This is a genomic window from Carnobacterium jeotgali MS3, from assembly GCF_000745125.1.
GTDB classification, from domain to species: Bacteria; Bacillota; Bacilli; order Lactobacillales; family Carnobacteriaceae; genus Carnobacterium_B; species Carnobacterium_B jeotgali.
Genome location: NZ_JQNF01000003.1, coordinates 215,377 through 238,532 on the forward strand (window position 1 = coordinate 215,377; position 23,156 = coordinate 238,532).

General features: G+C 36.2%; 20 protein-coding genes. 4 read left to right on the forward strand and 16 right to left on the reverse strand.

Features of this window, described 5'->3' with window-relative positions:
• Positions 1-4 precede the first annotated feature (4 nt).
• The 4 genes from BP18_RS01250 to BP18_RS01265 all read right to left on the reverse strand — a co-directional run bounded on the left by BP18_RS01250 (position 5) and on the right by BP18_RS01265 (position 5,340).
• Positions 5-2,149, reverse strand: coding sequence for a glycoside hydrolase family 3 N-terminal domain-containing protein (locus BP18_RS01250; protein WP_035050155.1), 2,145 nt, complete (start codon positions 2,147-2,149; stop codon positions 5-7).
• A gap of 21 nt (positions 2,150-2,170) precedes the next feature.
• Positions 2,171-3,001, reverse strand: coding sequence for a carbohydrate ABC transporter permease (locus BP18_RS01255; protein ID WP_029278177.1), 831 nt, complete (start codon positions 2,999-3,001; stop codon positions 2,171-2,173).
• A gap of 20 nt (positions 3,002-3,021) precedes the next feature.
• Positions 3,022-3,918: a carbohydrate ABC transporter permease gene (locus BP18_RS01260; protein WP_029278179.1), complete on the reverse strand. Its 897-nt coding sequence runs from the start codon at positions 3,916-3,918 to the stop codon at positions 3,022-3,024.
• A 171-nt stretch (positions 3,919-4,089) separates the two neighbouring features.
• Positions 4,090-5,340: a sugar ABC transporter substrate-binding protein gene (locus BP18_RS01265; protein ID WP_029278181.1), complete on the reverse strand. Its 1,251-nt coding sequence runs from the start codon at positions 5,338-5,340 to the stop codon at positions 4,090-4,092.
• Between the two features lie 291 nt (positions 5,341-5,631).
• On the opposite strand from BP18_RS01265, the gene BP18_RS01270 reads away from it, so the two are divergent.
• Together BP18_RS01270 and BP18_RS01275 are read left to right on the forward strand one after the other, a co-directional pair.
• On the forward strand, positions 5,632-6,591 hold the full coding sequence (locus BP18_RS01270; RefSeq protein ID WP_035050157.1) for an IS30 family transposase: 960 nt from the start codon (positions 5,632-5,634) through the stop codon (positions 6,589-6,591).
• Between the two features lie 121 nt (positions 6,592-6,712).
• Positions 6,713-8,272: a M protein trans-acting positive regulator PRD domain-containing protein gene (locus tag BP18_RS01275; protein WP_051669282.1), complete on the forward strand. Its 1,560-nt coding sequence runs from the start codon at positions 6,713-6,715 to the stop codon at positions 8,270-8,272.
• A 198-nt stretch (positions 8,273-8,470) separates the two neighbouring features.
• Here the strand turns inward: BP18_RS01275 and BP18_RS01280 are convergent, their stop codons facing one another.
• The 9 genes from BP18_RS01280 to BP18_RS01320 form a co-directional block, all read right to left on the reverse strand.
• Entirely contained in the window at positions 8,471-9,409 is a 939-nt protein-coding gene (locus tag BP18_RS01280) for a D-ribose ABC transporter substrate-binding protein (RefSeq protein ID WP_029276950.1), read from the reverse strand.
• Between the two features lie 13 nt (positions 9,410-9,422).
• Complete coding sequence (locus BP18_RS01285; RefSeq protein ID WP_007725583.1) at positions 9,423-10,394, reverse strand: ABC transporter permease; 972 nt, start codon at positions 10,392-10,394, stop codon at positions 9,423-9,425.
• A gap of 1 nt (position 10,395) precedes the next feature.
• Positions 10,396-11,877, reverse strand: a complete 1,482-nt coding sequence (locus BP18_RS01290; protein ID WP_029276948.1) for a sugar ABC transporter ATP-binding protein — start codon at positions 11,875-11,877, stop codon at positions 10,396-10,398.
• A 12-nt stretch (positions 11,878-11,889) separates the two neighbouring features.
• Positions 11,890-12,288, reverse strand: a complete 399-nt coding sequence (gene rbsD / locus BP18_RS01295) for a D-ribose pyranase (protein WP_029276946.1) — start codon at positions 12,286-12,288, stop codon at positions 11,890-11,892.
• The gene (gene rbsK / locus BP18_RS01300) at positions 12,263-13,168 is read right to left on the reverse strand and encodes a ribokinase (RefSeq protein WP_029276944.1); all 906 of its coding nucleotides are present in this window, start codon (positions 13,166-13,168) and stop codon (positions 12,263-12,265) included. Before rbsK ends, rbsD begins: the two co-directional genes overlap by 26 nt.
• The gene (locus BP18_RS01305) at positions 13,161-14,144 is read right to left on the reverse strand and encodes a LacI family DNA-binding transcriptional regulator (RefSeq protein ID WP_029276942.1); all 984 of its coding nucleotides are present in this window, start codon (positions 14,142-14,144) and stop codon (positions 13,161-13,163) included. Before BP18_RS01305 ends, rbsK begins: the two co-directional genes overlap by 8 nt.
• Before the next feature lie 206 nt (positions 14,145-14,350).
• Positions 14,351-14,872 (reverse strand): dihydrofolate reductase family protein, encoded by a 522-nt coding sequence (locus BP18_RS01310; protein ID WP_029276940.1) that lies wholly within the window; start codon positions 14,870-14,872, stop codon positions 14,351-14,353.
• 59 nt (positions 14,873-14,931) lie between these two features.
• Positions 14,932-15,813, reverse strand: a complete 882-nt coding sequence (locus BP18_RS01315) for a VOC family protein (RefSeq protein ID WP_029276939.1) — start codon at positions 15,811-15,813, stop codon at positions 14,932-14,934.
• A 67-nt stretch (positions 15,814-15,880) separates the two neighbouring features.
• Positions 15,881-16,267, reverse strand: a complete 387-nt coding sequence (locus BP18_RS01320; RefSeq protein ID WP_035050160.1) for a hypothetical protein — start codon at positions 16,265-16,267, stop codon at positions 15,881-15,883.
• Between the two features lie 258 nt (positions 16,268-16,525).
• On the opposite strand from BP18_RS01320, the gene BP18_RS01325 reads away from it, so the two are divergent.
• The gene (locus tag BP18_RS01325; RefSeq protein ID WP_029276937.1) at positions 16,526-17,437 is read left to right on the forward strand and encodes a competence protein ComK; all 912 of its coding nucleotides are present in this window, start codon (positions 16,526-16,528) and stop codon (positions 17,435-17,437) included.
• Between the two features lie 94 nt (positions 17,438-17,531).
• On the opposite strand, the gene BP18_RS01330 is transcribed toward BP18_RS01325, so the two are convergent.
• The 3 genes from BP18_RS01330 to BP18_RS01340 form a co-directional block, all read right to left on the reverse strand.
• Positions 17,532-18,077, reverse strand: a complete 546-nt coding sequence (locus tag BP18_RS01330; protein WP_029276934.1) for a sigma-70 family RNA polymerase sigma factor — start codon at positions 18,075-18,077, stop codon at positions 17,532-17,534.
• A gap of 147 nt (positions 18,078-18,224) precedes the next feature.
• Positions 18,225-19,583 (reverse strand): hypothetical protein, encoded by a 1,359-nt coding sequence (locus BP18_RS01335; RefSeq protein ID WP_156097215.1) that lies wholly within the window; start codon positions 19,581-19,583, stop codon positions 18,225-18,227.
• 202 nt (positions 19,584-19,785) lie between these two features.
• Positions 19,786-21,249: an amidase gene (locus BP18_RS01340; protein ID WP_035050164.1), complete on the reverse strand. Its 1,464-nt coding sequence runs from the start codon at positions 21,247-21,249 to the stop codon at positions 19,786-19,788.
• An 873-nt stretch (positions 21,250-22,122) separates the two neighbouring features.
• Here BP18_RS01340 and BP18_RS01345 point away from each other — a divergent pair.
• On the forward strand, positions 22,123-23,043 hold the full coding sequence (locus BP18_RS01345) for a helix-turn-helix domain-containing protein (RefSeq protein WP_029276930.1): 921 nt from the start codon (positions 22,123-22,125) through the stop codon (positions 23,041-23,043).
• The last annotated feature ends 113 nt before the right edge of the window (positions 23,044-23,156 follow it).

The window sequence follows — 23,156 nt, forward strand, 5'->3', positions numbered from 1 at the left end:
TTACCTATTTAGTCATTAATCTAATGGTTTCACTTTGGACATTCTCACTGTCTGTACCCACCATGACTTTAAATGTCCCACTGTCGGTAGAAAAAGTGAGGTCAGAATGTACATAGCCTAATTCTTTAGCTGTTAACGTAAAGTTCACTTTTTTTTCTTCCTGTGGTTCTAAAGTAATTTTTTCAAAACCTTTTAATTCTTTTACCGGTCTGACAACTTTTCCGACTTCATCTTGAACATACAATTGAACAATTTCAGATCCGGAAATCGTTCCGTCATTTTTAACAGTAACTCTCACCGTTACACTATCCTCTTTAGTGAATGTTGTGTGAGAAAGGCTAAGAGCAGAGTAAGAAAAATTCGTATAACTCAATCCAAATCCAAAAGGGAATAAAGGAGAATTTTCTACATCTAAATATTTGGATAAGTATTTTTCAGCTTTATTTTCTTCGTTCATAGGTCTGCCGGTTTTGTCTTGGTTGTAGTAAATGGGAACTTGTCCTATGTTTCTTGGAAATGACATCGTTAATTTCCCAGAAGGATTTACTTCGCCAAATAATACATTTGCTAAAGCTGCTCCGCCTTCTGTTCCAGGGAACCAAGCTTCTATTAAAGCATCTACATCATCCACTATGTCGGATAAATCTAAAGGTCTTCCATTAAATAAAGTTGCTACAACTGGTTTAGATAATTTACGAACCTCTTTTACTAATTCAATTTGGTTTCCTGGCAAAGTAACGGACGTTCGACTAGCTGCTTCCCCGCTCATTTCAGAAGTTTCACCAAGTGCGAGCACGAGCACATCTACATCCGCTAATTTTGCATCAGCTGAATGATTTAGGATATCTGTTTCTTCTATTACAACTAACTGATCAGAAGAAACATGTTCCATCATACCTTCATAAAGTGAACGTGTTTCTGAAGTATCCCCTTTCCAAGACCATGATCCTAACAAGTCATTTGTTTGACTGTTTGGTCCGATCAAGGCGACTTTCATCTCTTTTTTCAAAGGCAAAATATCTTCATTTTTTAACAATACCATCGATTGCTCTGCACTGATTCGTGCAACCTCACGATTTTCTTGACTGAAGACTTCTTGTTCTTCCTTTTGAGCATCTGCTCCGCGATAAGGATTTTCAAATAGACCTAAATCATTTTTCAACTCTAAAATACGTAAAACAGCTTCATCCAATTTTTGTTCATCCAATGTGCCACTTTCGATCAAACCATGCAACTCACTTGAGTAAGCAGCTGACATCATTTCAATATCAACTCCAGCTTCAAAAGCTAGTGTTCCGGCTTCTTTTAAATTCTCAGCAACTCCATGTGCGATCAATTCGCCAATCGCGCCCCAGTCAGAAATGAGTACACCATCGAATCCCATTTCTTTACGCAGTACTTCATTCATTAACCAACTATTTCCCGTAGCAGGTATACCATCTACTGTGTTAAAAGCTGTCATGACCAAACGACTACCTTCATCAATAGCCGCTTTGTATGCTGGTAGATAATTTTCACGTAATTGACGTTCTGACATGTTGACCGTGTTGTATTCTCTTCCAGCAATAGGTGCTCCATATGCCGCGAAATGTTTCACACAAGCTGCCATCTTCGTCATATCCTCTTTAAGATTTGATCCTTGGTACCCTCGAACAAAAGCTCGTGCCATTTGTTGATTTAAATAAGCATCTTCTCCTGTTGACTCCATTACTCTTCCCCATCTTGCGTCCCTTACTAGGTCAACCATTGGTGAAAAAGTTACATGTAATCCTGATACAGACGATTCTCTTGCTGCAATTGAAGCTGTTTGTTCGACTAACTTAGAATCCCAAGAACTAGCCAAACCTAAAGGAATAGGAAAAATAGTCCGATAGCCGTGTACAATATCAGCCATGAATAACAAAGGTATTCCTAATCGGTTAGATTGTAAATGCGACTGTTGAATAGCCTTTACTTGCTCAGCACCAGAAATTCCTAAAACGGAACCCACCGTCGTCATTTTTTCAGTTGTTAAACGCATATCGTTCATGGGACCTGTAATTTCATTTTCTGTTGTATTGTAAAAATCTGCTGATAGCTGAATCATTTGACCGATTTTTTCCTCAATTGTCATTTCGTTTACTAATTCTTTTAATTTTATTGATTTCATAATATCCTCCTTAGAATGGTGTTATTTCAAACCTGAAACATTAAAGCCTTGTAAAATGTATTTCTGGAACGTTAAGAAAATAATGATAATCGGAACAACCATAAATGTTGCGCCAGCCATTTGTAACGCATAGTTATTGCCGTATTGGCCTTGTAGCAACTGCAAACCTACAGAAAGAGTATAGTATTTTTCGTCATTGGCAATAATTAATGGCCACATAAATGAATTCCAACCAGCAATAAATGTTAAAATACCTTGTACAGCTAAGATAGGTTTTGATAACGGAATAATAATGCGAGTGAAAATATAAAATTCGCTTGCCCCATCTAATCGAGCTGCTTCTAATAACTCATCCGAAATGGTAGACATAAATTGTCGGAATAGAAAAATACCATATGCTCCTACTAAACCTGGCAATACGATTCCGGCCAAGGTATTCGTCAATCCTAAGTTATTTAGAATCAAATATACGGGTATCATGGTTACTTGACCCGGAATCATCATCGTTGCTAATATCATAATAAAAAGACTATTTCTTCCTTTAAAACGGTATTTGGCAAATCCATACCCTGCCATAGCATTTAAAAACATCCCCCCGAAAGAAAAGGCTGTAATAATCAATGTATTTTTTAAATACACTCCAAAATTCATTTTTTCAAATAAATCAATAAAGTTTTGGAAAGTCCATTCTTTAGGTAGTAATCCTGATTCCATCGAAACGATTTCAGCATTTGTTTTAAATGAAGAAAGCATCATCCAAATAAACGGCGTAACCGCAATAATCCCACCTATAATTAAAATAACGCCCACAATCACTTTATTTCTCTTTTGTGCTTTTTTATAAGAATTCATTTATTGTCTTCTCCTTTCACTTACATTTCATTTTCGTTATTCTTCAATTGCCCTCTAAGTTGGAATAAGGTAATTATGATAATGACAACAAACAAAATCAGTGATCCGGCAGCTGCATATCCAAACTCATTCAATTGGAACCCATTTCGGTATAAGAAGAGGGAAATACTTGTGGTGCTGTTTAATGGTCCACCTTCCGTCATAACAAATGGTTCTTCGAAGAATTGTAACCAGCCGATAATAGTTGTCACACTGACAAAGAAGATAGAGAATTTAAGCATTGGTACGGTGATGTACCGTAATTGATTCCATTTTGAAGCACCATCTAATTCAGCTGCTTCATAATATTCTGGTGGAATGCCCTGCAAAGCGGCTAAGAAAATCAACATATTGATTCCCGTCCCTCTCCATAGCGCCAAGATAATCAATGAAAGTTTTGCCACAGCAGGATCTAGTAACCAAGAGACAGGTGCGATTCCGACCAAATCTAATATTTGGTTAAACAGTCCTATTGCAATATTGGGATTGTACAAAAAAGTCCATACAACTGATACTGCGACAATATTGGTTATAGAAGGAGAATAAAAAACTAATCTCATGAAAGAGAAAAATCTTCCATCTCCAACATTTATTAAAATTGCCAGTCCTAATGAGATAATCACGACTAAAGGAACGCCAATCACAACATAATATATAGTATTTCCAGCAGCTTTAATAAAAATTGGATCAGCTAAAATATTTTTATAGTTATCTATCCCAATGAAATTGACTCTGGACCAATCTGCTAATCCAGCTAGACTCAAATCTGTAAAGCTAATAAACAAAGCGATAAAAATTGGAAGAATAGAAAAGACTAAAAGCAAAATAATTGCGGGTGAAATAAAAAAATATGGAGCTTTTTTGTTTGCTGACTTCATAACATTCTTCATCCTTTCTAAAACTAACTTATGTTACATAAAACCTGTTTGATATCATCCTGTGCGTTTTTATCAACAAAAACCCAGAAAAATAAATCAAGAACTAATTCGTTTTTGATTATTTTTCTGAATTTCTACATTGACTAACTGCTATATAAATAAACAGCTTATTTATTGAAGCAGATTTTCTGTTTCGGCATTGAGTTCATCCATTTTGTCTTGAATGTCAGCTCCACCTAGGTAAATTTCTTCCCAATCTTCTAAATAACTTGCTGAGATTCTTTCGAATTCTGGAATCAAAGGCATTGCTTCAGAATTTTCGAGTTGTTCACCAAATGTTGCAATGATTGGGTCTAATAATGCTTCATCTTCCCAAGCAACAGTAGCGGCTGGCAATGAGTTAGAATTTTCAAAGAATGCCAATTGATTTTCAGGACGAGACAAGAACTCAATCAAAGCAACTGCATTCTCTTCATTTTCTGTTCCATTGAATACAGCTAAGTTAGCTCCACCAGTATTTGAAAGATTGTTTTCAGATCCTGCTGGCAATAAAGCTGTTGCCCATTTGCCTTCAATATCCGTTGTACTATCATTAATTGAATTGATCATCCAAGGGCCACTGATAAACATGGGTACGATTCCATCGCCACCAAAAGTTTGTGAAATATCTAAGCCCAAGTCTTGTTTAGGAGATGAACCATTTTGCATAAACGTATTTAAATAGTCAACTGTTTCTACAAAAGGTGCTTCATTAAAAACAGGTTTTCCATCTTCATCAAACAGCTCTGATCCATTTTGACGAGCAAACATAAATGCAAATGATGGATCATTAGACTCTACTTGGAAACCATACATATCATCTCCACGTTTAGATAATTTTATAGCAGCATCTTCTAATTCTTCCCAATCTTTTGGAGCTTCAGAATAGCCGACTTCTTCTAATAAGTCTGTCCGGTAATAAAGAGCTCTGGTTTCTGTATACCAAGGCACTCCGTAGTAAGCGTCATCAAATTTTGTTGTAGCAACCGAACCTTCAAAAAAGTTTTCTGTTTTCAATGAATCTTCTGATTCAACATAAGAAGATATATCTTGCAAAGCTCCCGCATCAACAAATTCAGCCATCCATGTTGTACCCATTTGAACAACATCTGGTCCATCACCTGAAGCAACTGCCGTTAATAATTTATCATGAGAGCTAGACCAAGGAATACTTTGAATATCAACTGTAATACCAGTTTCTTCAGTAAAATCATCTAAAATTGGTTGGATATGTTCATTTCCATCCCCCATGTACCAAAAAGTTACTGAATCACTTGATGCACTATCCTCCGATTCGTTGCTGCCACCTGAACAAGCCATCAATAAACCTGCTGAAGCTAACGTTAATGCCCCTAAAGCTGTTTTCTTATGCCATTTCTTCATTCTTTTATTCCTCCCTTTTTTTATTGGTGAAACGTTTCTATAACTAATATAAATCTCTTTTTAAAAAAATGCAAGCGTTTTATCGAAACGTTTCTATTTGTTGAATAATATCCTATACACACTAGTAACAGTCCTAAGTTTCTATTCATTGTACTCTTTTTAAATAACGAATATTTTCCTATTTATTTTTAAATCCCGCCGATTGTAAAATTAAGCTAGACAAATAAAAAAGCCATTCGTGGTACACTCAAAATGTATTTCCGACCAAAGAAAACATAGGAGTGATCACGAATGACCTACACCCATCTTACCACTGAAGAACTTGTAATGATAGAAGCTTATTTCCATCAAAAAATTTCTGTTTTGAAAATTGCCACCTACATTGGCCGTTCACGTCAGACGATTCATAACGTAGTTACTTTCCTAAGGAAAGGTTACACGGCTCTTGATTACTTTAAACAATACAAAGAAAATAAGAAGCGCTGCGGTAGACATCCTATTACCTTACCCAATGACCAACAAGAATATATTCAAAAGATGGTTGCTCAAGGATGGACTCCAGATGTGATTATTGGTCGTGCAGAAAGGTTCATCGCTTGTTCCTCACGCACCTTGTACCGACAGTTCAAACAAGGGCTCTTTGATCAAACAACTCTTCCTATGAAAGGAAAACGTAAACCAAACGGTCATAAAGAAAAACGAGGGAAACAAGCTTTCAAAAGAAATATATCTGAAAGATTAACGGATTATCCTCAATTTGAAGACGAGTTTGGTCATCTAGAAGGAGACACTATTGTTGGCATTCATCATAAAAGTGCTGTAATCACATTGGTTGAACGGATTTCAAAAGCCATTATTACTTTGAAGCCCAATGGGCGTAAAGCACAAGATGTTGAAGAAGCTATAAACAACTGGTTCCAATGTATTCCAAGAAATCTCTTCAAATCCATTACGTTTGATTGTGGAAAAGAGTTTTCCAACTGGAAAACCATTAGTAATCTAAATGATGTTGCTATTTACTTTGCTGATCCAGGAACTCCATCCCAGCGAGCTTTAAACGAGCATTCTAATGGACTGCTTCGAAAAGACGGTTTACCGAAAGAAATGGATTTTAACCAAGTTGATCAATCTTTTGTCTCTGCAGTCGCTTCAGTAAGAAATCAGATCCCAAGAAAATCTTTACAGTATCTGACACCGTTAGAAGTATTTTTAAATTACATTAATGAGTGGGAACTGTCTAACTTAATTTGACAAACGAAATCCGTTAATAGTAGAATGAAGGTGTTGAAACTTTATGAGCAATTTTACATTTTTCTTAATCATTCCCCACTATTAAAGAATTGAAAACTCTAAAAAAAAAAGAGGGATTATTATGTATGAAGTATTAGAAGCAAATGAACGTAGACGATTAAAGGTCCTTGAGTATCTTTATAGCCGTGATGATTGGATTCCTTTAAGAGAACTAGCCCAAAAGACAGGTAGTTCTGAGCGAATTTTAAAACAGGATATGATTCAATTGCGCGAATACTATTCTATTGAAGTTCTACAAACTTCTCATCGCGGTATCCGTTTTGTTTTTCCTCCCTATCAAAGTATTGATGGTATTTACCGTGCCATTTTAAAGGACAGTATTGCTTTTAATTTTATTGAAAAATTGTTTTATGATGATACCAAAACAGTTTTCGAATTAGCAGAAGAACTGTTCATTAGCTCGTCTACTTTATTTCGCATAATAAAAAAATTAAATGGTTCATTAAAAAAGTATTATGTCCAAATTCAAACACATCCTTGTAAAATGATTAGCGAAAACGAAGATACGATTCGTTACTTTTATCTTAATTACTTTTCAGAACGATATAGTAATCTTGAATGGCCACATAAGGCAATTAATCAAGAAATTTATGAACAATTGTTGTTTCTGATAATGAAAGAAAATAACATTAATATAGACCTAGCTGACTTTAGCCGCCTAAAACTATGGACTGTTATTTCTTTTGTACGTACTCAGCAAGGAAACTATACACAAATCGCCTCTTCAAATTATACAAAAATGATTCCAGATTTTTCTAAGTTCCACCCTGCCGTAGCTACGATTGAAAAGACATTAGGAATTTCATTAGACAAAGATTTTCTTGAGCAAGTATTTTCAGTCTTTATCAATAATGATTTTGTACTAACGTATGATTCTTTACTGGAAGATGCACAAACTAATCCATTTATCGAAAAAAACATTTCTGTCCATCGTGATTTGCTTACTAACCTGTCTAATCACCTAAGGATTCCGATACCAAATTTAAATCAGTTAATTAAAGAAATGTATAACATTACACATCTTGTTTTCAAGTCAAAATCAGGTCACTATTTGCCTTCTTTTATTTTATTTGACCAAAAAAAATTCTTCATTCAATCGATTGAAGAGCTTTTTCCTGATTTTGTAAAAGAAGTTCTTACTACTTTAAAACGATATGAAAAAATAATGGAACTAACCTATAACGAATCAGCACGATACGAAATAATGTATACTTTGATTATCCATTGGGAACATCTGATACCAGAATTGTATAAACGAAAAGAAAAAGTTCATCTTCTAATCGTAAGCAGTTTTGATCTTGAACATGCTAAAATGATCCAAGATTTGTTGCATCACTATTTCAAAGAAGACATTTACACTGAAATATATGAAGAGCCCATTTTTTCACTGAAAGACGTGAAAAAAAGGCCATACGATATTCTGGTGACAACATTCCCTATCCCATTAAAAAATATAGGTGAAGTAGGAAACTACATTTGTATTCAAATCATGCCTACAAAACGAAATATGTATGCGCTTAGCGAAGAAATCGCACTGCGCTCCAAATTGAAGCATCATCCCACTAAAAAATCATCAAAAAAATTCCGCTTAGTTTTAGAAGGGAAACCATTTACTCATTAATTTTTTTGAACGATACTTTTTAGTGTGGATAGATGAATTTAGTTCTTGCTTAACATTCTGGAGGAATAGGAATACTTGTAGTCCTGTAAAATAGTCAACCCTATTTGATAAAGAGCTACTTTTTTTGGTCCAGTTACTTTCTTTGATAAAGCAAAAAAAGCTTGGACAAATTTGTCCAAGCTTTTTTTTTGCGTTTTATTACTCTTCACTTTTAACCAATTCTAATGGTGAAGCAATGTATTCTTCAATTGTTTCGCCAGAGAAGTAATCAAAGGCTGCTTGCATAGCAAGTTTACCCATTTCTTCTGGTTGTTGTGCAACAGTTGCACTTAATCTGCCATCTTCAACAGCTTTGATCCCATCTTCTGTGCCATCAAAACCAACAACTTGAATTTCGCCTGTTTTTCCAGCAGATTGAATCGCTTCAATTGCCCCTAATGCCATTTCATCATTTTGAGCAAAAACGGCTTGGATATCAGGGTTTGCTTGTAACATGTTTTCCATAACGGTTAATCCTTCAGCACGGTCAAAGTTAGCTGTTTGGCTATCTAAGACGTTTAATGATTTTTCAGCAACATTTGTGAATCCTTCGCCACGTTCTCGCGTTGCAGATGCTCCTGGGACACCTTCTAATTGAACGGTATTTACGTCTGTTCCTGAAATTTCTTCAATGTATTTAGCAGCCATTTCGCCACCTTCAACGTTATCAGAAGCCACTAAAGTTAAAACTTCTCCGCCATCACTTGAACGGTCAATTGTAATTACCGGTATACCTGCTGCATTTGCAGACTCAACAGCAGGTGTAATAGCTGCTGAATCAACTGGGTTGATTAATAGAATATCTACCCCTTGTTGAATCAAGTCGTCAATATCATTTGTTTGTTTAGCTGTGTCATCTTGAGCATCAACACTTTTCACTTTAGTGCCTTGTTCATCTGCTAAATCAGTAATCCCTTGTTCAAGTGAAACGAAAAACGGATTGTTCAATGTTGAAATTGAAACGCCCACAACCAATTCAGATGTATCTTTTTCTTCAACTGGGCCACTCTCTGTTTTGTTTTCCCCTTCCAAAGTTGCCGCCCCACATCCTGCAATAAATAAAGCTGCTGCTGTTGCTAATCCAATTAATTTTTTCATCTTCTTATTCCTCCTATTTTTTGTTTTTTCTGTCTAATAACACTGCGATGATAATAACAATACCCTTAACAACTTGTTGATAGAAACTTGAAATGCCCAACAAATTCATACCGTTGTTCAATGTTCCAATGATTAATGCCCCAATCAATGTCCCAACTAATCTTCCACGTCCACCTGATAAACTTGTTCCACCTAATACTACAGAAGCAATTGCATCCATTTCATAAGATGTACCAGCAGTTGGTTGTGCAGAATCCAATCGAGAAGTAATAATGATACCTGCTAAAGAAGCCATTAATCCGGATAAAGCGTAAATGCCTGTTTTGATGCGGTCGTTTTTAATACCTGCAATAAATGAAGCTTTTTCATTCCCTCCTATCGCAAATGTTTTTCTACCAAAAGTCATTTTGTGTAACAGGATATACAATAAGATAAAACTGATAATCATCAACACTACTGGGAACGGAATACCTAATAAATAGCCACGTCCGACAAATTTGAAAATAAAGCTGTCACCAATTCCCGTAATTGGATTTCCATCCGTATAAACCAGTGTTAACCCTCTATAAATAGTCATTGTTGCAAGAGTCGCAATAAAAGGAGCCATTTTACCTTTAGTAATTAACAATCCATTGACTGCTCCAAAAATTGTTCCCGTTAGTAAACTTAATACCATAGCTAGTATCGGATCTAAACCGGATGCAATTGCTCCAGCCATTAAAGCACTGCTTAACGCTAACGTTGATCCGACTGATAAATCGATTCCGCCTGTAATAATGACAAAGGTCATCCCAAAAGCGATTAACGCATTTGTTGAGACTTGTCTCAGCAGATTTAGTAGATTTGTTGGTGCAATAAAACTAGGGTTCACAATAGTTACCAAGATAATCAGCACGATAAGCGCTAGAAATGGACCAAGTTTTCCAATATAATCTTTGGGACTTCCTTTTTTCTTTTCTGTTTTTACTGTATTTGTTTCTACCATCTTAGTACCCTCCCGTTGCGAGTTTCATTATTTTTTCTTCTGTTGCTTCTGTTTTGCTCAGTTCTCCGGCGACGTGACCTTCATGAATCACAATCACACGGTCGCTCACACCTAAGATTTCTGGTAAATCACTGGATACCATAATGATGGCAACGCCTCTGTCGGCTAATTCATTCATCAATTGATAAATTTCACGTTTTGCTCCAACGTCGACTCCTCGTGTCGGTTCATCTAAAATCAAGACTTTTGAACCAATTCCGATCCATTTAGCTAATACGACTTTTTGCTGATTTCCACCTGATAAACTAGAAACGCTGTCAAATTGGTTTTCTGCTTTAACATGCAACCGTTCCATCAATAATTGTGCAAAATCAATTTCGGCTTTTGTATCAATCAAACCTTTTTTACTAAACCCGTCAATCGATGGCAAACTGATATTGTCACGAATAGAGTAATCTAAGATTAATCCTTCTTCTTTACGGTTTTCAGTTAAAAAACCGATGCCTTTTGAAATAGCTGTACTTGGACTCTTGATCGTTATTTTTTCACCTTCAAGGTAAATATCACCTTGATCCAGTTCATCGATTCCAAATATACTGCGCATGATTTCTGTTCTTCCTGCACCCATTAACCCTGAAAAACCAACAATTTCACCAGATTTAACCGTAAAAGAAATATCTTTAAAACGATTTGCTTGCGTCAATCCTTTTGTTTCAAATACGACTTCTCCTATTTTTGAATGTTTCTTTGGATAATAGTCTTCCAAATCACGCCCAACCATTTTGCGCACCACTTCGTCATTTGTGGTTTCTTTTGTTAATGCTGTATCAATCGATACGCCATCGCGCATAACCGTGATCCGGTCGCTGATTTTAAAAATTTCTTCCATTCGATGAGAGATATAAATAATAGCAACTTTTTTACTTTTTAACGTATGAATGATTTTAAACAATACATCAATTTCTCTTTCAGTCAAAGCAGCTGTCGGCTCATCCATAATAATTACTTGAGCATTAGTCATTAAAGATTTGGCAATTTCAATCATTTGCTGTTGTCCTACAGAAAGTTGTTTAACGTCTTGATCCAAATCAATTTTGACACCTAAATCATCAAATGTCGCTTCAGCAAGCGTTCTCATTTCTTTTGTTTTGACCCAACCTAATGACGTTTTCAATTCTTTTCCGATAAACAAATTTTCTAGTACCGTCATTTCCGGCCACGTATTCATTTCTTGATGAATGAAACTGACCCCATGTTCTTCCGCTTCTTTTGGATTATCAAACCGTTTGTTTTCACCATTGATACTAATCTCGCCAGCGTCCGCTTTATGCAGCCCGGTCAAAATATTCATCAAAGTCGATTTTCCAGCGCCATTTTCGCCCATCAACGCATGAACTTCTCCAGCTTGAATATCAAAGTCAACTCCTCGAAGGACAGAGTTGCTGCCAAAACTTTTTCTAATGCCAGTCATTTTTACTTCCATCTGATACACCTCCTAAAATAGAACACCTGATTGCAATATGATGTTGGAATACGGTGTTGCTTCACCTGTTCGAATAACAACTTTCACGTCTTTTAACTGTTGCTTAAATGCTTCATGACTTACATATGTGATGGCTTCATTGTCTTTCAATTCTGCTTTAACTGCTGCTAATTGTTTGGGATTTTGGTCTTTGATTTCTTCTGCTAAAACAACTGTTTCAACCTTCATATCACTTAAGACAACTTGTAAAACAGATAAGAAAGAAGGTTCAGATAAAAACAATGCTAAGTCGATCTTTTTCACTCCATCTGGTACAGGCAACCCTGCATCTCCAATCGCAATTTTATCTGTATGCCCTAAATCTACTAATACTTTTGCAATGTCGCTATTTAATATTCCATGTTTTTTCATAATGTTCACTCTCTTTCATTTCTGCTAGCGTCGGCATTCCACCTTGAGCGCCAAATTTTTGAATCGATAATGAAGCAGCTAAGTTTCCAAAACGAATACTAGCTTCCATATCCAAACCAGCCGTAAGGGCTACTGCAAAGGCTCCATTAAAGGTATCTCCTGCGCCTGTTGTGTCTATTGGATTTACCTTATAAGAAGAAATGTGTTTTTCACTCGTTCCATCATGGTAGTAAACCCCTTTAGAACCCATGGTCACAATCAATTGATTGGGGAATTTTGCTAATCCTTCAGAAATAGTCATTTCTGGAAAGAGTAAGTTAAACTCACTTTCATTGGGTGTCAAATACGTTGCTTTTTCTAAAACACTTTGGTTAACCTCTCTAGCAGGTGCTGGGTTATAGATGACTTTGATCTGTTGAGCAAAACAGAAGTCGATAATTTTTTCAACGACTGCTTGCGGCAATTCGTTTTGCACAACCACAATGTCACTAGACTCGATTAATTCATTCAATTTTTCCATTCGATTGTTGTCGATTGCGTTGTTCGCACCTGGTATATAAACAATGGCATTATCTCCATCCACGATAGTGATATGAGCAGATCCAGATGGCACGTGTGTAACGGGTTCCACATAGTCCGTATGAATCTTATTTTTGGTCAAATTATGAATCAATTCTTTTCCGAATAGATCCGTTCCAACCGTTCCCGCCATATAAACCTCTCCACCTAAACGAGCACTGGCTACAGCTTGATTGGCTCCTTTCCCGCCAAATGTAGTACTAAAATCATTCCCAGTAATGGTTTCTCCCACTTCAGGTCTTTTATCAGCAGTCACTACAAAGTCTGTTGAAATGCTGCCTATCACTGCTATTTTACTCATCTTCATCCTTCTCTCTGACTGATTCTCTAATTTTTAACGTTACAGGCAATTGAATGCGACTGTTTGCAACAAACCCTTTTTCAAGAATGTCACATAATAATAGTGCTCCCTTGAAGCCTATTTCATAGGCAGGTTGAGCGATAGTCGACAATCCAGGATACATCATTCTGCTAAACGGCATATCATCATAACCGATAATCTGAAATTCTTCTGGAATGCGGCGTCCTCTTTTAATCGCTTCTTTCATTACCGCTAGTGCGTAAACATCATTTGAAGCGATGACACTATCTGCCAAAGGAAAAGCTTCGAAGAATTGTTCCGCCGTTTGTTCTGCTAATTCAAATTTAAAACTTGGCGTTTGAAATAGTCCATATGCCAATTGATACTCTTTTAAAACTTTCTCGTTCCCAGCTAAGCGAATCGCAGAACTTGGAACTTCTTTTGGTCCTACCATGATCACAATCTCTTTTGGATTTCTTTTTGCAATTGCTTCTGCAGCTAACATGCCACCAGTGTAATCATCGGAATGTACCGCAAAATCTCGATTACTTTCAACCCGATCGAGCATAACAAAAGGCATATTTCTTAAGTCTTTTCCATCCCCTTTAACAGCAGAGATCACACCAGCTATGTTATTTTGTGCGAAAATCTTTAGGTATTCTTTTCCTTTTTCTTCATCATCTTCTACGTTACCTAACAACAGACTATATCCTCGTTGATTCACACCGTCTTCTACGCCTTTAGCCATCAAAGGGAAAAACGGGTTCGCAATATCGGGCAATAATAAACCAATCAACTTTGATTTCTTTTGATACAAAGAACGAGCCACTTCATTAGGATAAAAATTTAACTCTTTAACGGCTGCTTCTACTTTTATGCGCGTTGCTTCACTGACATAACCGCTATTGTTAAGCGCCCTAGATACAGTAGCAACTGATACACCTGCTAATTTTGCTACTTCTTTTATTGTTGTCATGTTATTCCTCGCTTATTTTCAAAGTAATGTGGAACCGATTACACACATAGCTTAACACGTTAAAAAAATATATGCAAGCGTTTTCTAAATCTTTTTTTAAGCGCTATAACGTTTAAAAAATAGAGGTTACTAGAGTCTCCTTAGACCACATTGCAGCAAAAAAGCATTCAAAGAAAGAATTGAATGCTTTTTTAACACGTATGAACTTATCGCTTACTATACTTCAAAATTACGATTCCGTTGTCTACTATATTTTCTTCCAGTCTCAATTCAATAGGGGGATGACCACCGTAAAACAATGGTCTCCCTTCTCCTAAAATCACCGGAATTAATCCAATAATGTACTCATCAATACAATTTTCTTTTAAAAATGCATTCACTAATTGGCCGCCGCCGAAAAGCATGATATCTTTTCCTGGCTTTTGCTGTTCTGCTTTAATCACTTCAACGATGTCATTTCCACAAAATTTAATGTTATCATAATCATTAATGGTTGAATGAGTAGCTACATAGACAGTCTGATTTTTAAATTCTAAATGCATATCTTGCTCGTAGCATTTTTTCCCCATCACCACTATATCAATTTTTTCCAAGAGCGTTTCATAGTTGTACTCATTATCTGTATTTAAAGAACTGTCTTCATACCCTTTAATCAACTCATAACTGCCATCTTCATTGGCAATAAAGCCATCTAAACTCATCGCTAAATTCATAATAATTTTTCTCATTGTACCAACTCCTTTTTAATAAAAAGCCGAACCTTATTAAATCCGATTAAGCATTTAACTTACCCTTTATAGGCTTTATCCAATTCAGCAAGATTAAATTTTTTCATTTTAAGAAACGCTTGCGTTACCCGTTGTAACTTTTCAGAATCTTTAGTTGTCATCAGCTCTTTCATCCGTGTAGGAACAATTTGCCACGACAGACCGTATTTATCTTTCAACCAGCCACACTGTTCCGCTTCAGGTACAAAAGACAGCTTATCCCAGTAGTAATCGATTTCTTCTTGCGTATCACAATTCACCACAAAAGAAACGGCTTCGTTAAACGTAAATCCGTGTGCCATACCGCTGTCCATTGCTACAAAGTTCTGACCTTCGAGATTAAACAGCCCATATTGAACCGTTCCAACCTGACTATTCTCATTACTCTCGCTATAATAATTGAGACCGTCAATAGCCCCATTCGCAAATACAGACGTATAAAATTCCATCGCTTCTTTTGCTTTGCCGTATTGTTTATCTGTAAACAACAATGTTGGGGTAATTTTTTGCGAAATCAATTGATCAGGCACATACAAAATTTGCCAAGAAAGGCCGTACCTATCTTCTGTCCAGCCATATCTCTCACTAAATGGATAGGCATCAAGTGGCATCAGAACGGAACCCTCATTTGACAATTCTTTCCATAGATGATCGACTTCTGCTATCGTGCTACAAATAACTTGGAGCGAAACGGCCGGTGTAAACTGAAATATAGGACCGGCAGAAATAGACATGAACGATTGACCCGCCAGCGTAAACGTAACCGTTTCTGCCGTTCCTGAAGGAGTATCGTAAATTTTCACCTTACTGTCAATAGAAGAATCTTCAAATAACGATGTGTAAAACTCAGCTGCTTCTCCTGCTGCTTGATCGTACCAAAAATGCGGAACAATTTTTTGCATGAACGTACCTCCTAATTACTTTTATTTAATTGAGTATACGTCACATATAGGTAAATGTAAAAGCATCTTACCCGTCATTTTCCAAGCTTAAAATCATTCTTTCAAGTAACGTAACGAGCCTTAGTTCGAGTAACTCAAAGTTACTTTTCATTTGAGTAGACGCAACAAGGCTCTGTTCAGGTAACTCAACATTACTTTTCATTTGAGTAGACGCAACAAGGCTCTGTTCAGGTAACTCAACATTACTTTTCATTTGAGTAGACGCAACAAAGCTCTGTTCAGGTAACTCAAAGTTACTTTTCATTTGAGTAGACGCAACGAGCCTCTGTTCGGGTAACTCAACATTACTTTTCATTTGAGTAGACGCAACGAGCCTTAGTTCAGGTAACTCAAAGTTACTTTTCATTTGAGTAGACGCAACAAGGCTCTCCTGATAAGACAACCTTTTTACCAAATAGGAATGAGTGCTCCTTTGAATTCATTTTCAATAAATTGCTTGATTTTATCTTATTGAAAAAATATTAATAAAGATTATATATTACCTCTAGCACACTATCTTTATTCATAAATCGTTGGAATTAAAGGAAACAAATTAAAAAACAATTATAATTTAATTACAAACACAAATTAATGGATGCCGCGTTAAATGATAACGTTTACAATGTTGATAGATTAACTTTTTACAATGAAGATTGGGAATGGAGACTGAAAAATGAGAGAAAATTTTGAACGTAACCAGAATCTAGAATACTATGTTAATTGGAAAAATAATTATTATCAATTTAATGAAAAAAATTTCATTAAACAATCTGTTTCACATTTAAATGAAGTTTGTGAATCCCCTTATTATTATGAGACAACTTTCATTCGAAAAAGGCTTGACCCGATGTCAATTACAGATGATACTCTTTCTTCATTGCTTGCAGCTAGTTTCGAACAAAAGCATATTTTACTGGATTCAAAAACATTTTACATCAAAGATATTCGTGATGTTACAGATACACCTTTTAATACTATCGTTTTTCAATTAGATGCACCGTCATTAAAAACAGAAGAAAGTTCACGCACCATCATGAATCGTTATTTCGCTCAACGGCCATTAGATTACAACACTATTCAATATTTTGGTAAGTGTCTAGGGTTTTATCATCGTTGTCCATTTGTTTCTGGGGATGAGATATTTGTACCTGAAAAAGGATCTGCCAATGATTCTACCAGTTGGTATGGAATTCATCACATCCTTTATGCTAATGAAGATAAAAAAACAAAATGTATGCACGTGCATTTTCGTGGACACCATGAATTACAACTAAATATATCCGCTCGTAGCTTTAACGAACAAGTCGATCGTTCAGCTATTCTTTTCGTTTATCAGCAATTTATTATTGATGAATTGGTTGGCCTTGGACACTATGTACCAGAACCTTCCGTTATGACTGAACTAAATATCGTTCAACAACATCTAAAAAAATTTACTTTTACTATGGTCCTACACCCATTAGAAAAAATTCTATCTTACATTTCACATTATCGCGTGCAAGAAACGCTTGAAAAGGTCCTTGGAGAAGCGAATCCCTATATCGGAGAAATCAGAGATAACTTCAATTCAAACTTTAAAAAATGATTCTTGCCCTTTCAAATGGTTGGATAACAAAAAAGATTAAGCTAGTTGATTTAGCTTAATCTTTTTTGTTGGCTTCTTTTATTGGATGAAATCTTTAATCTTTCAAAATAAGTAGGAAATGATTTAACTTTTCAGCAACTCTTTTTTTCCATTGGTAAACCGTTTTACGACTTACCCCTTGTTTTGTAGCAATTTCCGTAACCGATAACTGCTTAACAACCGCATCTAATAAATAAGCTTGTTCATTTTTAGTTAAAAGAGGCAACATTTCTTTTAATAAATCCATGTCTTGATAAGATTGTTCAAATGACAACTGCGTATCAGGCTGCTCCGTTGCCACCTCATCTGGCCAGGGCATTTCATAGTTCCATTTGCGCTGCTGTTTTCGTAATAAATCAAGCATATGCCACCGAACTTTTTTATAGGCGTAACCCGTAAATTGATAGAGAAAGGCCTCTTGCTCCAAATCTTCAGGAAATGTTTCGTAAGCTTCTACCAACTTTAACAATCCTTGTTGCACAAAATCATCGTAATCTGGATGTGATCGGTATACACCCAATTTTTTCAATGCTCCATGGACGATTCCTGCATGCTGATCAAAAAATGCTCGTTCTTTTTCTTCGCTCAATAATCTTATCATCTGTTTTCAAATCCTTCGTTTTGTTGTTACAAGGCCTTGTACTCTTACAGCATACCCACTTATCGCACACCCGACAACAAACCAAACAATGCAAAAAAGCTTCCAAACCCTCCCAATTCTGAGAGTTTGAAAGCAAAAGCTACTCGTTTAAAATTTGAATATAAAACCATTAATGATAATAAAAGCCGCAAGAACAATTAACAATGACCCTTTTGAAAGTTTCATTACATCTGTTTTTTCATCAATTACTGGTTCATCACCAATTGAGGTCTTGTTGACTAGTTGGTTAGACTCTTCATTTGCTGACTTGCTCTCACTTGCCGTGCTGGATGAGCCTGCTTCATTTTTTTGCTTATCAGCCAAATCCGTTACTGCCTCTTCTTTATTTACAGCTGGATTAGGGTTTGTTAACGAATTAGTTGATTCTGTTTCTGCTAGGCTTTCTTCATTTTCCGCAGGAATCTCTTCATCAATAATTGGATCAATTTCCTCTTCCACCAAATTTTCTTCAATAGTAAAGTTTCCAATTGAAAGATTTTCTTGGAGCAGTTTTTCTTTTGCTGCTATTGTTGCTTCTAACTTTTTAATAGTTTCTTTCAATACAGCATTTTTTTCCTGTATGGCTGTAACTTCTAATTCTTCAACTGATTGTTCTTTGATTAGTTGTGCATTTAGTTCATTGATTTGTTTTTGCACCTTTTCTTTGTCCCATTCAATTACAAATTGGTTAAACAATTTATACGGGTTCCCGTTAGCATCTGAAGCACTGATGTACTCAATCACCCAATCGCCTATTAAATCAGGTGCTATCGCAGCAAATTTCTCTTCATACTCTTTTGTTTCTTCATTATATGTTAAGGATAGTGTTAGCCGCTGGTCGGTTTTCTCATTATTTTCAATCGAAGAGCGGTAAACAACCGTTACATTAGTCAAGGCGACATTTTTGATAGATTTCATACTAAATTGAAGTGTTTCACCAATCTTAACCGGTTTTGGTTCAACTTTGATTGATGGAAGATCTAGTACAGACGTTGGATGCGGAATTACTTCAAAATCCCCTTGTTTTAGTTCTTCAATTTCGCTCGTTAAAGGAGTCGTTTCCAATACGTTTACACCTTTATTTTTATCGATTCCCACTGCTTTGGTGAACTGCCAAATGCCAACATTTGTGTCATTACCTGTTTTTAGTATGCCTTCGTAAAGTTTTTTTTCGCTATCATACGTTAAAGTAACGTCTACCTCTGTCTTTGTTTCACTAGAAAGATAGCTTAGAATAATTGTTTCATAATCATTCTCTTCCGGCAATGCTAACTTGAAAGAGACTTGCTCTCCAGCATGCACTTTTTTAGGTTCAATCATCAACTTATCGCTCACAACAATTTTATCCGCTGGAACCTCTTCTGTTGCTTCATTAGAAAAATCCGCGGCCGTAACGGATGGACTTTCCACGTTAACAAAGAGCATTACACTTATAGCTATCAGCAATCGGATTAACTTCATTTTCATTTTATTTGTGTCTTCCATTCTTTTATGTACTCAATTTAAGCTCTTTAGTTAGTCTAACGCAATTATAAAGTTAATCAATCTTTTTAGGCTGTTTGACACCAAATAGACAAAATTAACCTACCAAGCTAGTACTCGTTAGGTTAATAAACCGTTTTTTAGACAAGCTAAAAGGGACCGAGCGATCCTTGAACCCCTTAGGCTATTAACTAAATTGTCCATCCTCTTCTAATGCCTGGCCTATCAGCAATAACCAATCTTCTCTGCCTTTTGGGGCGGTAAATTGTACTCCTAAAGGTAATCCACTGTCTGTTAAATGAACAGGCAAACTAATTGAAGGCTGACCAGTTAAATTAGCTTGCATCCCAAATGGCGTTATCGCTAGGCTTTTATCAAACATATCCCAAATAATTTGCTGTTGCTGAGCCATCGAAAACTCCCCGATATGGCGCATTTGGTCAAGAACGAACTCGTCTTGCCATTGAACACCGACTTCTGGAGCAGCATCTGCAGTAGCTGGCGTCAAATACAAATCATAGGTTTCATTAAAGTCCGCCATCACTTCAGCTGCTTGGTCCCATGTCGCTAGCGTGTTGGAATAATTGGCAGCTGACGTAGATTTCCCAGCATTATACAGTACCCAAGTGCCCAATTCCATATCATCGATCGTCAAGGGTCGTTTCAGACTTTCTTCAATGCCTACCATCATAGCTGCCGTCTCACCAGAGTTCATCACATAGTACGACTTCATTAATTTGATTCCATCAATGTCTGGCTTTTTCTCGGTCACTTGATGCCCATTCGCTTCAAGCCACTTGACCGTTTTCAATACCGCTCTTTTGGCTTCTTCGCTTACAGCTGTGCCAATTGGCGATTCAAGTGAGAACGCAACACGAAAAGTCTTTGGTTGCGCATAAAGGAGTGTCTTTAAATAACCTGGCTCAAATAAAGGTGTTTGAAAGGCCGCAGCCGGTTGCAAAACTTGTAACGTATCTAACATCGCAGCTGTATCCCGCATCGATTTGGTTAACGCAAAGCTTACAGATGCTCCCTGCCAACTTCTCCCAACACCAGGACCAATTGGCGTACGCCCGCGAGTCGGTTTTAAACCCACTAATCCCGTAAAAGAAGCAGGAATACGAATCGATCCACCACCATCACTTGCTCCAGCAATTGGCACCATTCCAGCCGCTACACTTGCTGAAGCTCCGCCACTCGAACCACCTGGTGTATGAGTTAGATTCCAAGGATTGCGTGCTGGTCCATAAAGTTCTGGTTCAGTAATATTTTTAAAGGCAAATTCGGGGACATTTGTCTGTCCAATTACTACAAAACCGGCTCTTTCCAAAGCTCTTACATAATGACTTGTTGTTTGAGCAACTGCCTCTTTTAACAAATAAGATCCCGAAGTATTAGGCTCTCCTGCTAAAGTTTGGCCTATCCCTTTTAGTAAAATCGGCACGCCTCCAAATACTTGATTAGAAAAATCACGTGTCTCCGCTTCAGCCAGTGCCTTTTCTTTTCGTATATGTGTCACTGCATTAAGTACTGGATTCTCTTTTTCAATGATTCGAAACGATTCTTCTATTAAATCTTTGACTGAGATTTTTTTATCTTGTACTTGCTTTGCATAATATAAGCCGTCTTTTGTTCGATCTAAACTTTCCACGTTATTCCCTCTTTTCATTCATCTCTCTTTTTCTTAGTGTAGCACTGAAAAAAGAGAAACAGAACAATTCCGGGAGCAAATAGTTAAAAAAAAGATCTGTTGCTATCTTTCTTTTAAATTAAGTTGTTTATAAAAAACAATAATGTATTCAATAAAAAAACGATTCCTAAAAATGGAGTCGTTCACTTTTCAGCAATCATTCTTTTTGATGCAGTTCTCACTTAATAGCACTTGTTGTTCTTGTATAATTATTCTTTTTATACACTTAAAAAAGTACTACAACCACTTACTTCTCCAAACGAAATGACCTTCTTTTGTCTTTGATTTAAAAAGATATTTTGATTTGTCATTTTTTGTTCATAATTCAATTACAGCTATTACTTTTTATGAATTTTTAATCTTTTTTTTGATTTTTCATGCTAAACTAATATGAATCATTTAAAGATTTACATTTAAATGAATCGTGTGAAGGATGTGGTCAACACCATTCTTCACAACAATGAACTGAATTTCTTTCGCTATCCAACTATTTAAATCATCAAATGCATAGTTGTTCTTACGCAATACCGTATCAATTGGACAATCTAGTACACCATCGGCATTTATTAATACGTCGGAATTTTCTATCTCCAGTCGAATTGTCCTGTCTTTTCCCTTAACGATATAAAAATATTGTTTTTGTTGAAGAGATGTTGGTTTGGTTGATTCTTCTATGTTCGAAATACGTCATCCCTACTTCCTATAAACAATTTAATCGTTGGATTCGTTGGCTGATCTCAACTTGAATCCTTTTCTTCAATAAGTATACCTAGTACACCTTGTTTTTTTACAAAAGGTTACAATAATAACAGGACTATTTTAGGAGGCTTTCAAATGTTAGACATAAACGTTCCCATCGGCTCAACACTTAAGAAAATCAGAGAAAATAAAGGCTATACACAACAAGAAATTTCGGATCATAAAATGGCTCGTTCAACTTACACCAAAGTTGAAAGTAATGATATTACCCCTACTCTTTCTAAATATCTTGCTATATTGGATCACATGGATATGTCTCATGAAGAGTTCATTTTCATTTTAAATGACCGTAAATTAGGCGAAAAAGAAACGATTCTCCATTTATTTAAGCAATTAGAAAAAAATCTAACGCGTGAATCGGTCAACCAGATTATTGTTATGGGAGAAAAATTAGCCCAAGAACGTTACGATCAATTGACCTTAGATATTCTAAATGCTTGTCGCGGGTATGCGGTCTTATTAGCTGAACAAGATTTGACTAAGGCTAAAGGTTATGCTCAAAACGTTTGGAAACGTATGGAAAATTTAGACAGCTGGTACTTAGCTGAATTGCATATTATCAATAGTATTTTGTACTTATTTGACAGTAATACAGCTGCTCTATTTACCGACCGAGCCTTAGAAACTTTAGCTCAATACCCCCATTTTGAAGAAGCAACAACGTTAAAAATCAATTTTCTGCTGCACGTAACGAACTTGCTTCTACTTGATAAAAAATACGAACAAGCGTTGTTTTACATCAAGCAACTGGAAGAAGAAAGTGTGCGCACAGAATCTCACATCATGTGGGCTATTGCATTGGTCCGCAAAGAAGTCTGTATGACAAAAACCGGTGACGTTTCTGAACCTGGGCTTATCAATCGCGCAATCGCCATTTTTGATAGTTTGAATAAACAAAACTTAAAAGAATTAGTTATCAAAGATCCTGAAAACTTTTTTAACCTTTACTCGAATTACCCTATTGATAAAATAGAAGCTGAAATCTTAGCGCATTAAACAGTAAGCTAGACTCAAAAAAACTGCCAATGAAAATTTATTGGCAGTTTTTTTGTATTTAGTTACATCGATGTACTTTATCGTTCACTTTCCATTTATCCCTTAATACGTAA

What these genes read in the sequence shown, in the direction of transcription:
- BP18_RS01250 (WP_035050155.1), bottom strand. Translation starts at nt 2,149, where the DNA reads ATGAAATCAATAAAATTAAAAGAATTAGTAAACGAAATGACAATTGAG.
- BP18_RS01255 (WP_029278177.1), bottom strand. Translation starts at nt 3,001, where the DNA reads ATGAATTCTTATAAAAAAGCACAAAAGAGAAATAAAGTGATTGTGGGC.
- BP18_RS01260 (WP_029278179.1), bottom strand. Translation starts at nt 3,918, where the DNA reads ATGAAGTCAGCAAACAAAAAAGCTCCATATTTTTTTATTTCACCCGCA.
- BP18_RS01265 (WP_029278181.1), bottom strand. Translation starts at nt 5,340, where the DNA reads ATGAAGAAATGGCATAAGAAAACAGCTTTAGGGGCATTAACGTTAGCT.
- BP18_RS01270 (WP_035050157.1), top strand. Translation starts at nt 5,632, where the DNA reads ATGACCTACACCCATCTTACCACTGAAGAACTTGTAATGATAGAAGCT.
- BP18_RS01275 (WP_051669282.1), top strand. Translation starts at nt 6,713, where the DNA reads ATGTATGAAGTATTAGAAGCAAATGAACGTAGACGATTAAAGGTCCTT.
- BP18_RS01280 (WP_029276950.1), bottom strand. Translation starts at nt 9,409, where the DNA reads ATGAAAAAATTAATTGGATTAGCAACAGCAGCAGCTTTATTTATTGCA.
- BP18_RS01285 (WP_007725583.1), bottom strand. Translation starts at nt 10,394, where the DNA reads ATGGTAGAAACAAATACAGTAAAAACAGAAAAGAAAAAAGGAAGTCCC.
- BP18_RS01290 (WP_029276948.1), bottom strand. Translation starts at nt 11,877, where the DNA reads ATGGAAGTAAAAATGACTGGCATTAGAAAAAGTTTTGGCAGCAACTCT.
- rbsD (WP_029276946.1), bottom strand. Translation starts at nt 12,288, where the DNA reads ATGAAAAAACATGGAATATTAAATAGCGACATTGCAAAAGTATTAGTA.
- rbsK (WP_029276944.1), bottom strand. Translation starts at nt 13,168, where the DNA reads ATGAGTAAAATAGCAGTGATAGGCAGCATTTCAACAGACTTTGTAGTG.
- BP18_RS01305 (WP_029276942.1), bottom strand. Translation starts at nt 14,144, where the DNA reads ATGACAACAATAAAAGAAGTAGCAAAATTAGCAGGTGTATCAGTTGCT.
- BP18_RS01310 (WP_029276940.1), bottom strand. Translation starts at nt 14,872, where the DNA reads ATGAGAAAAATTATTATGAATTTAGCGATGAGTTTAGATGGCTTTATT.
- BP18_RS01315 (WP_029276939.1), bottom strand. Translation starts at nt 15,813, where the DNA reads ATGCAAAAAATTGTTCCGCATTTTTGGTACGATCAAGCAGCAGGAGAA.
- BP18_RS01325 (WP_029276937.1), top strand. Translation starts at nt 16,526, where the DNA reads ATGAGAGAAAATTTTGAACGTAACCAGAATCTAGAATACTATGTTAAT.
- BP18_RS01330 (WP_029276934.1), bottom strand. Translation starts at nt 18,077, where the DNA reads ATGATAAGATTATTGAGCGAAGAAAAAGAACGAGCATTTTTTGATCAG.
- BP18_RS01335 (WP_156097215.1), bottom strand. Translation starts at nt 19,583, where the DNA reads ATGAAAATGAAGTTAATCCGATTGCTGATAGCTATAAGTGTAATGCTC.
- BP18_RS01345 (WP_029276930.1), top strand. Translation starts at nt 22,123, where the DNA reads ATGTTAGACATAAACGTTCCCATCGGCTCAACACTTAAGAAAATCAGA.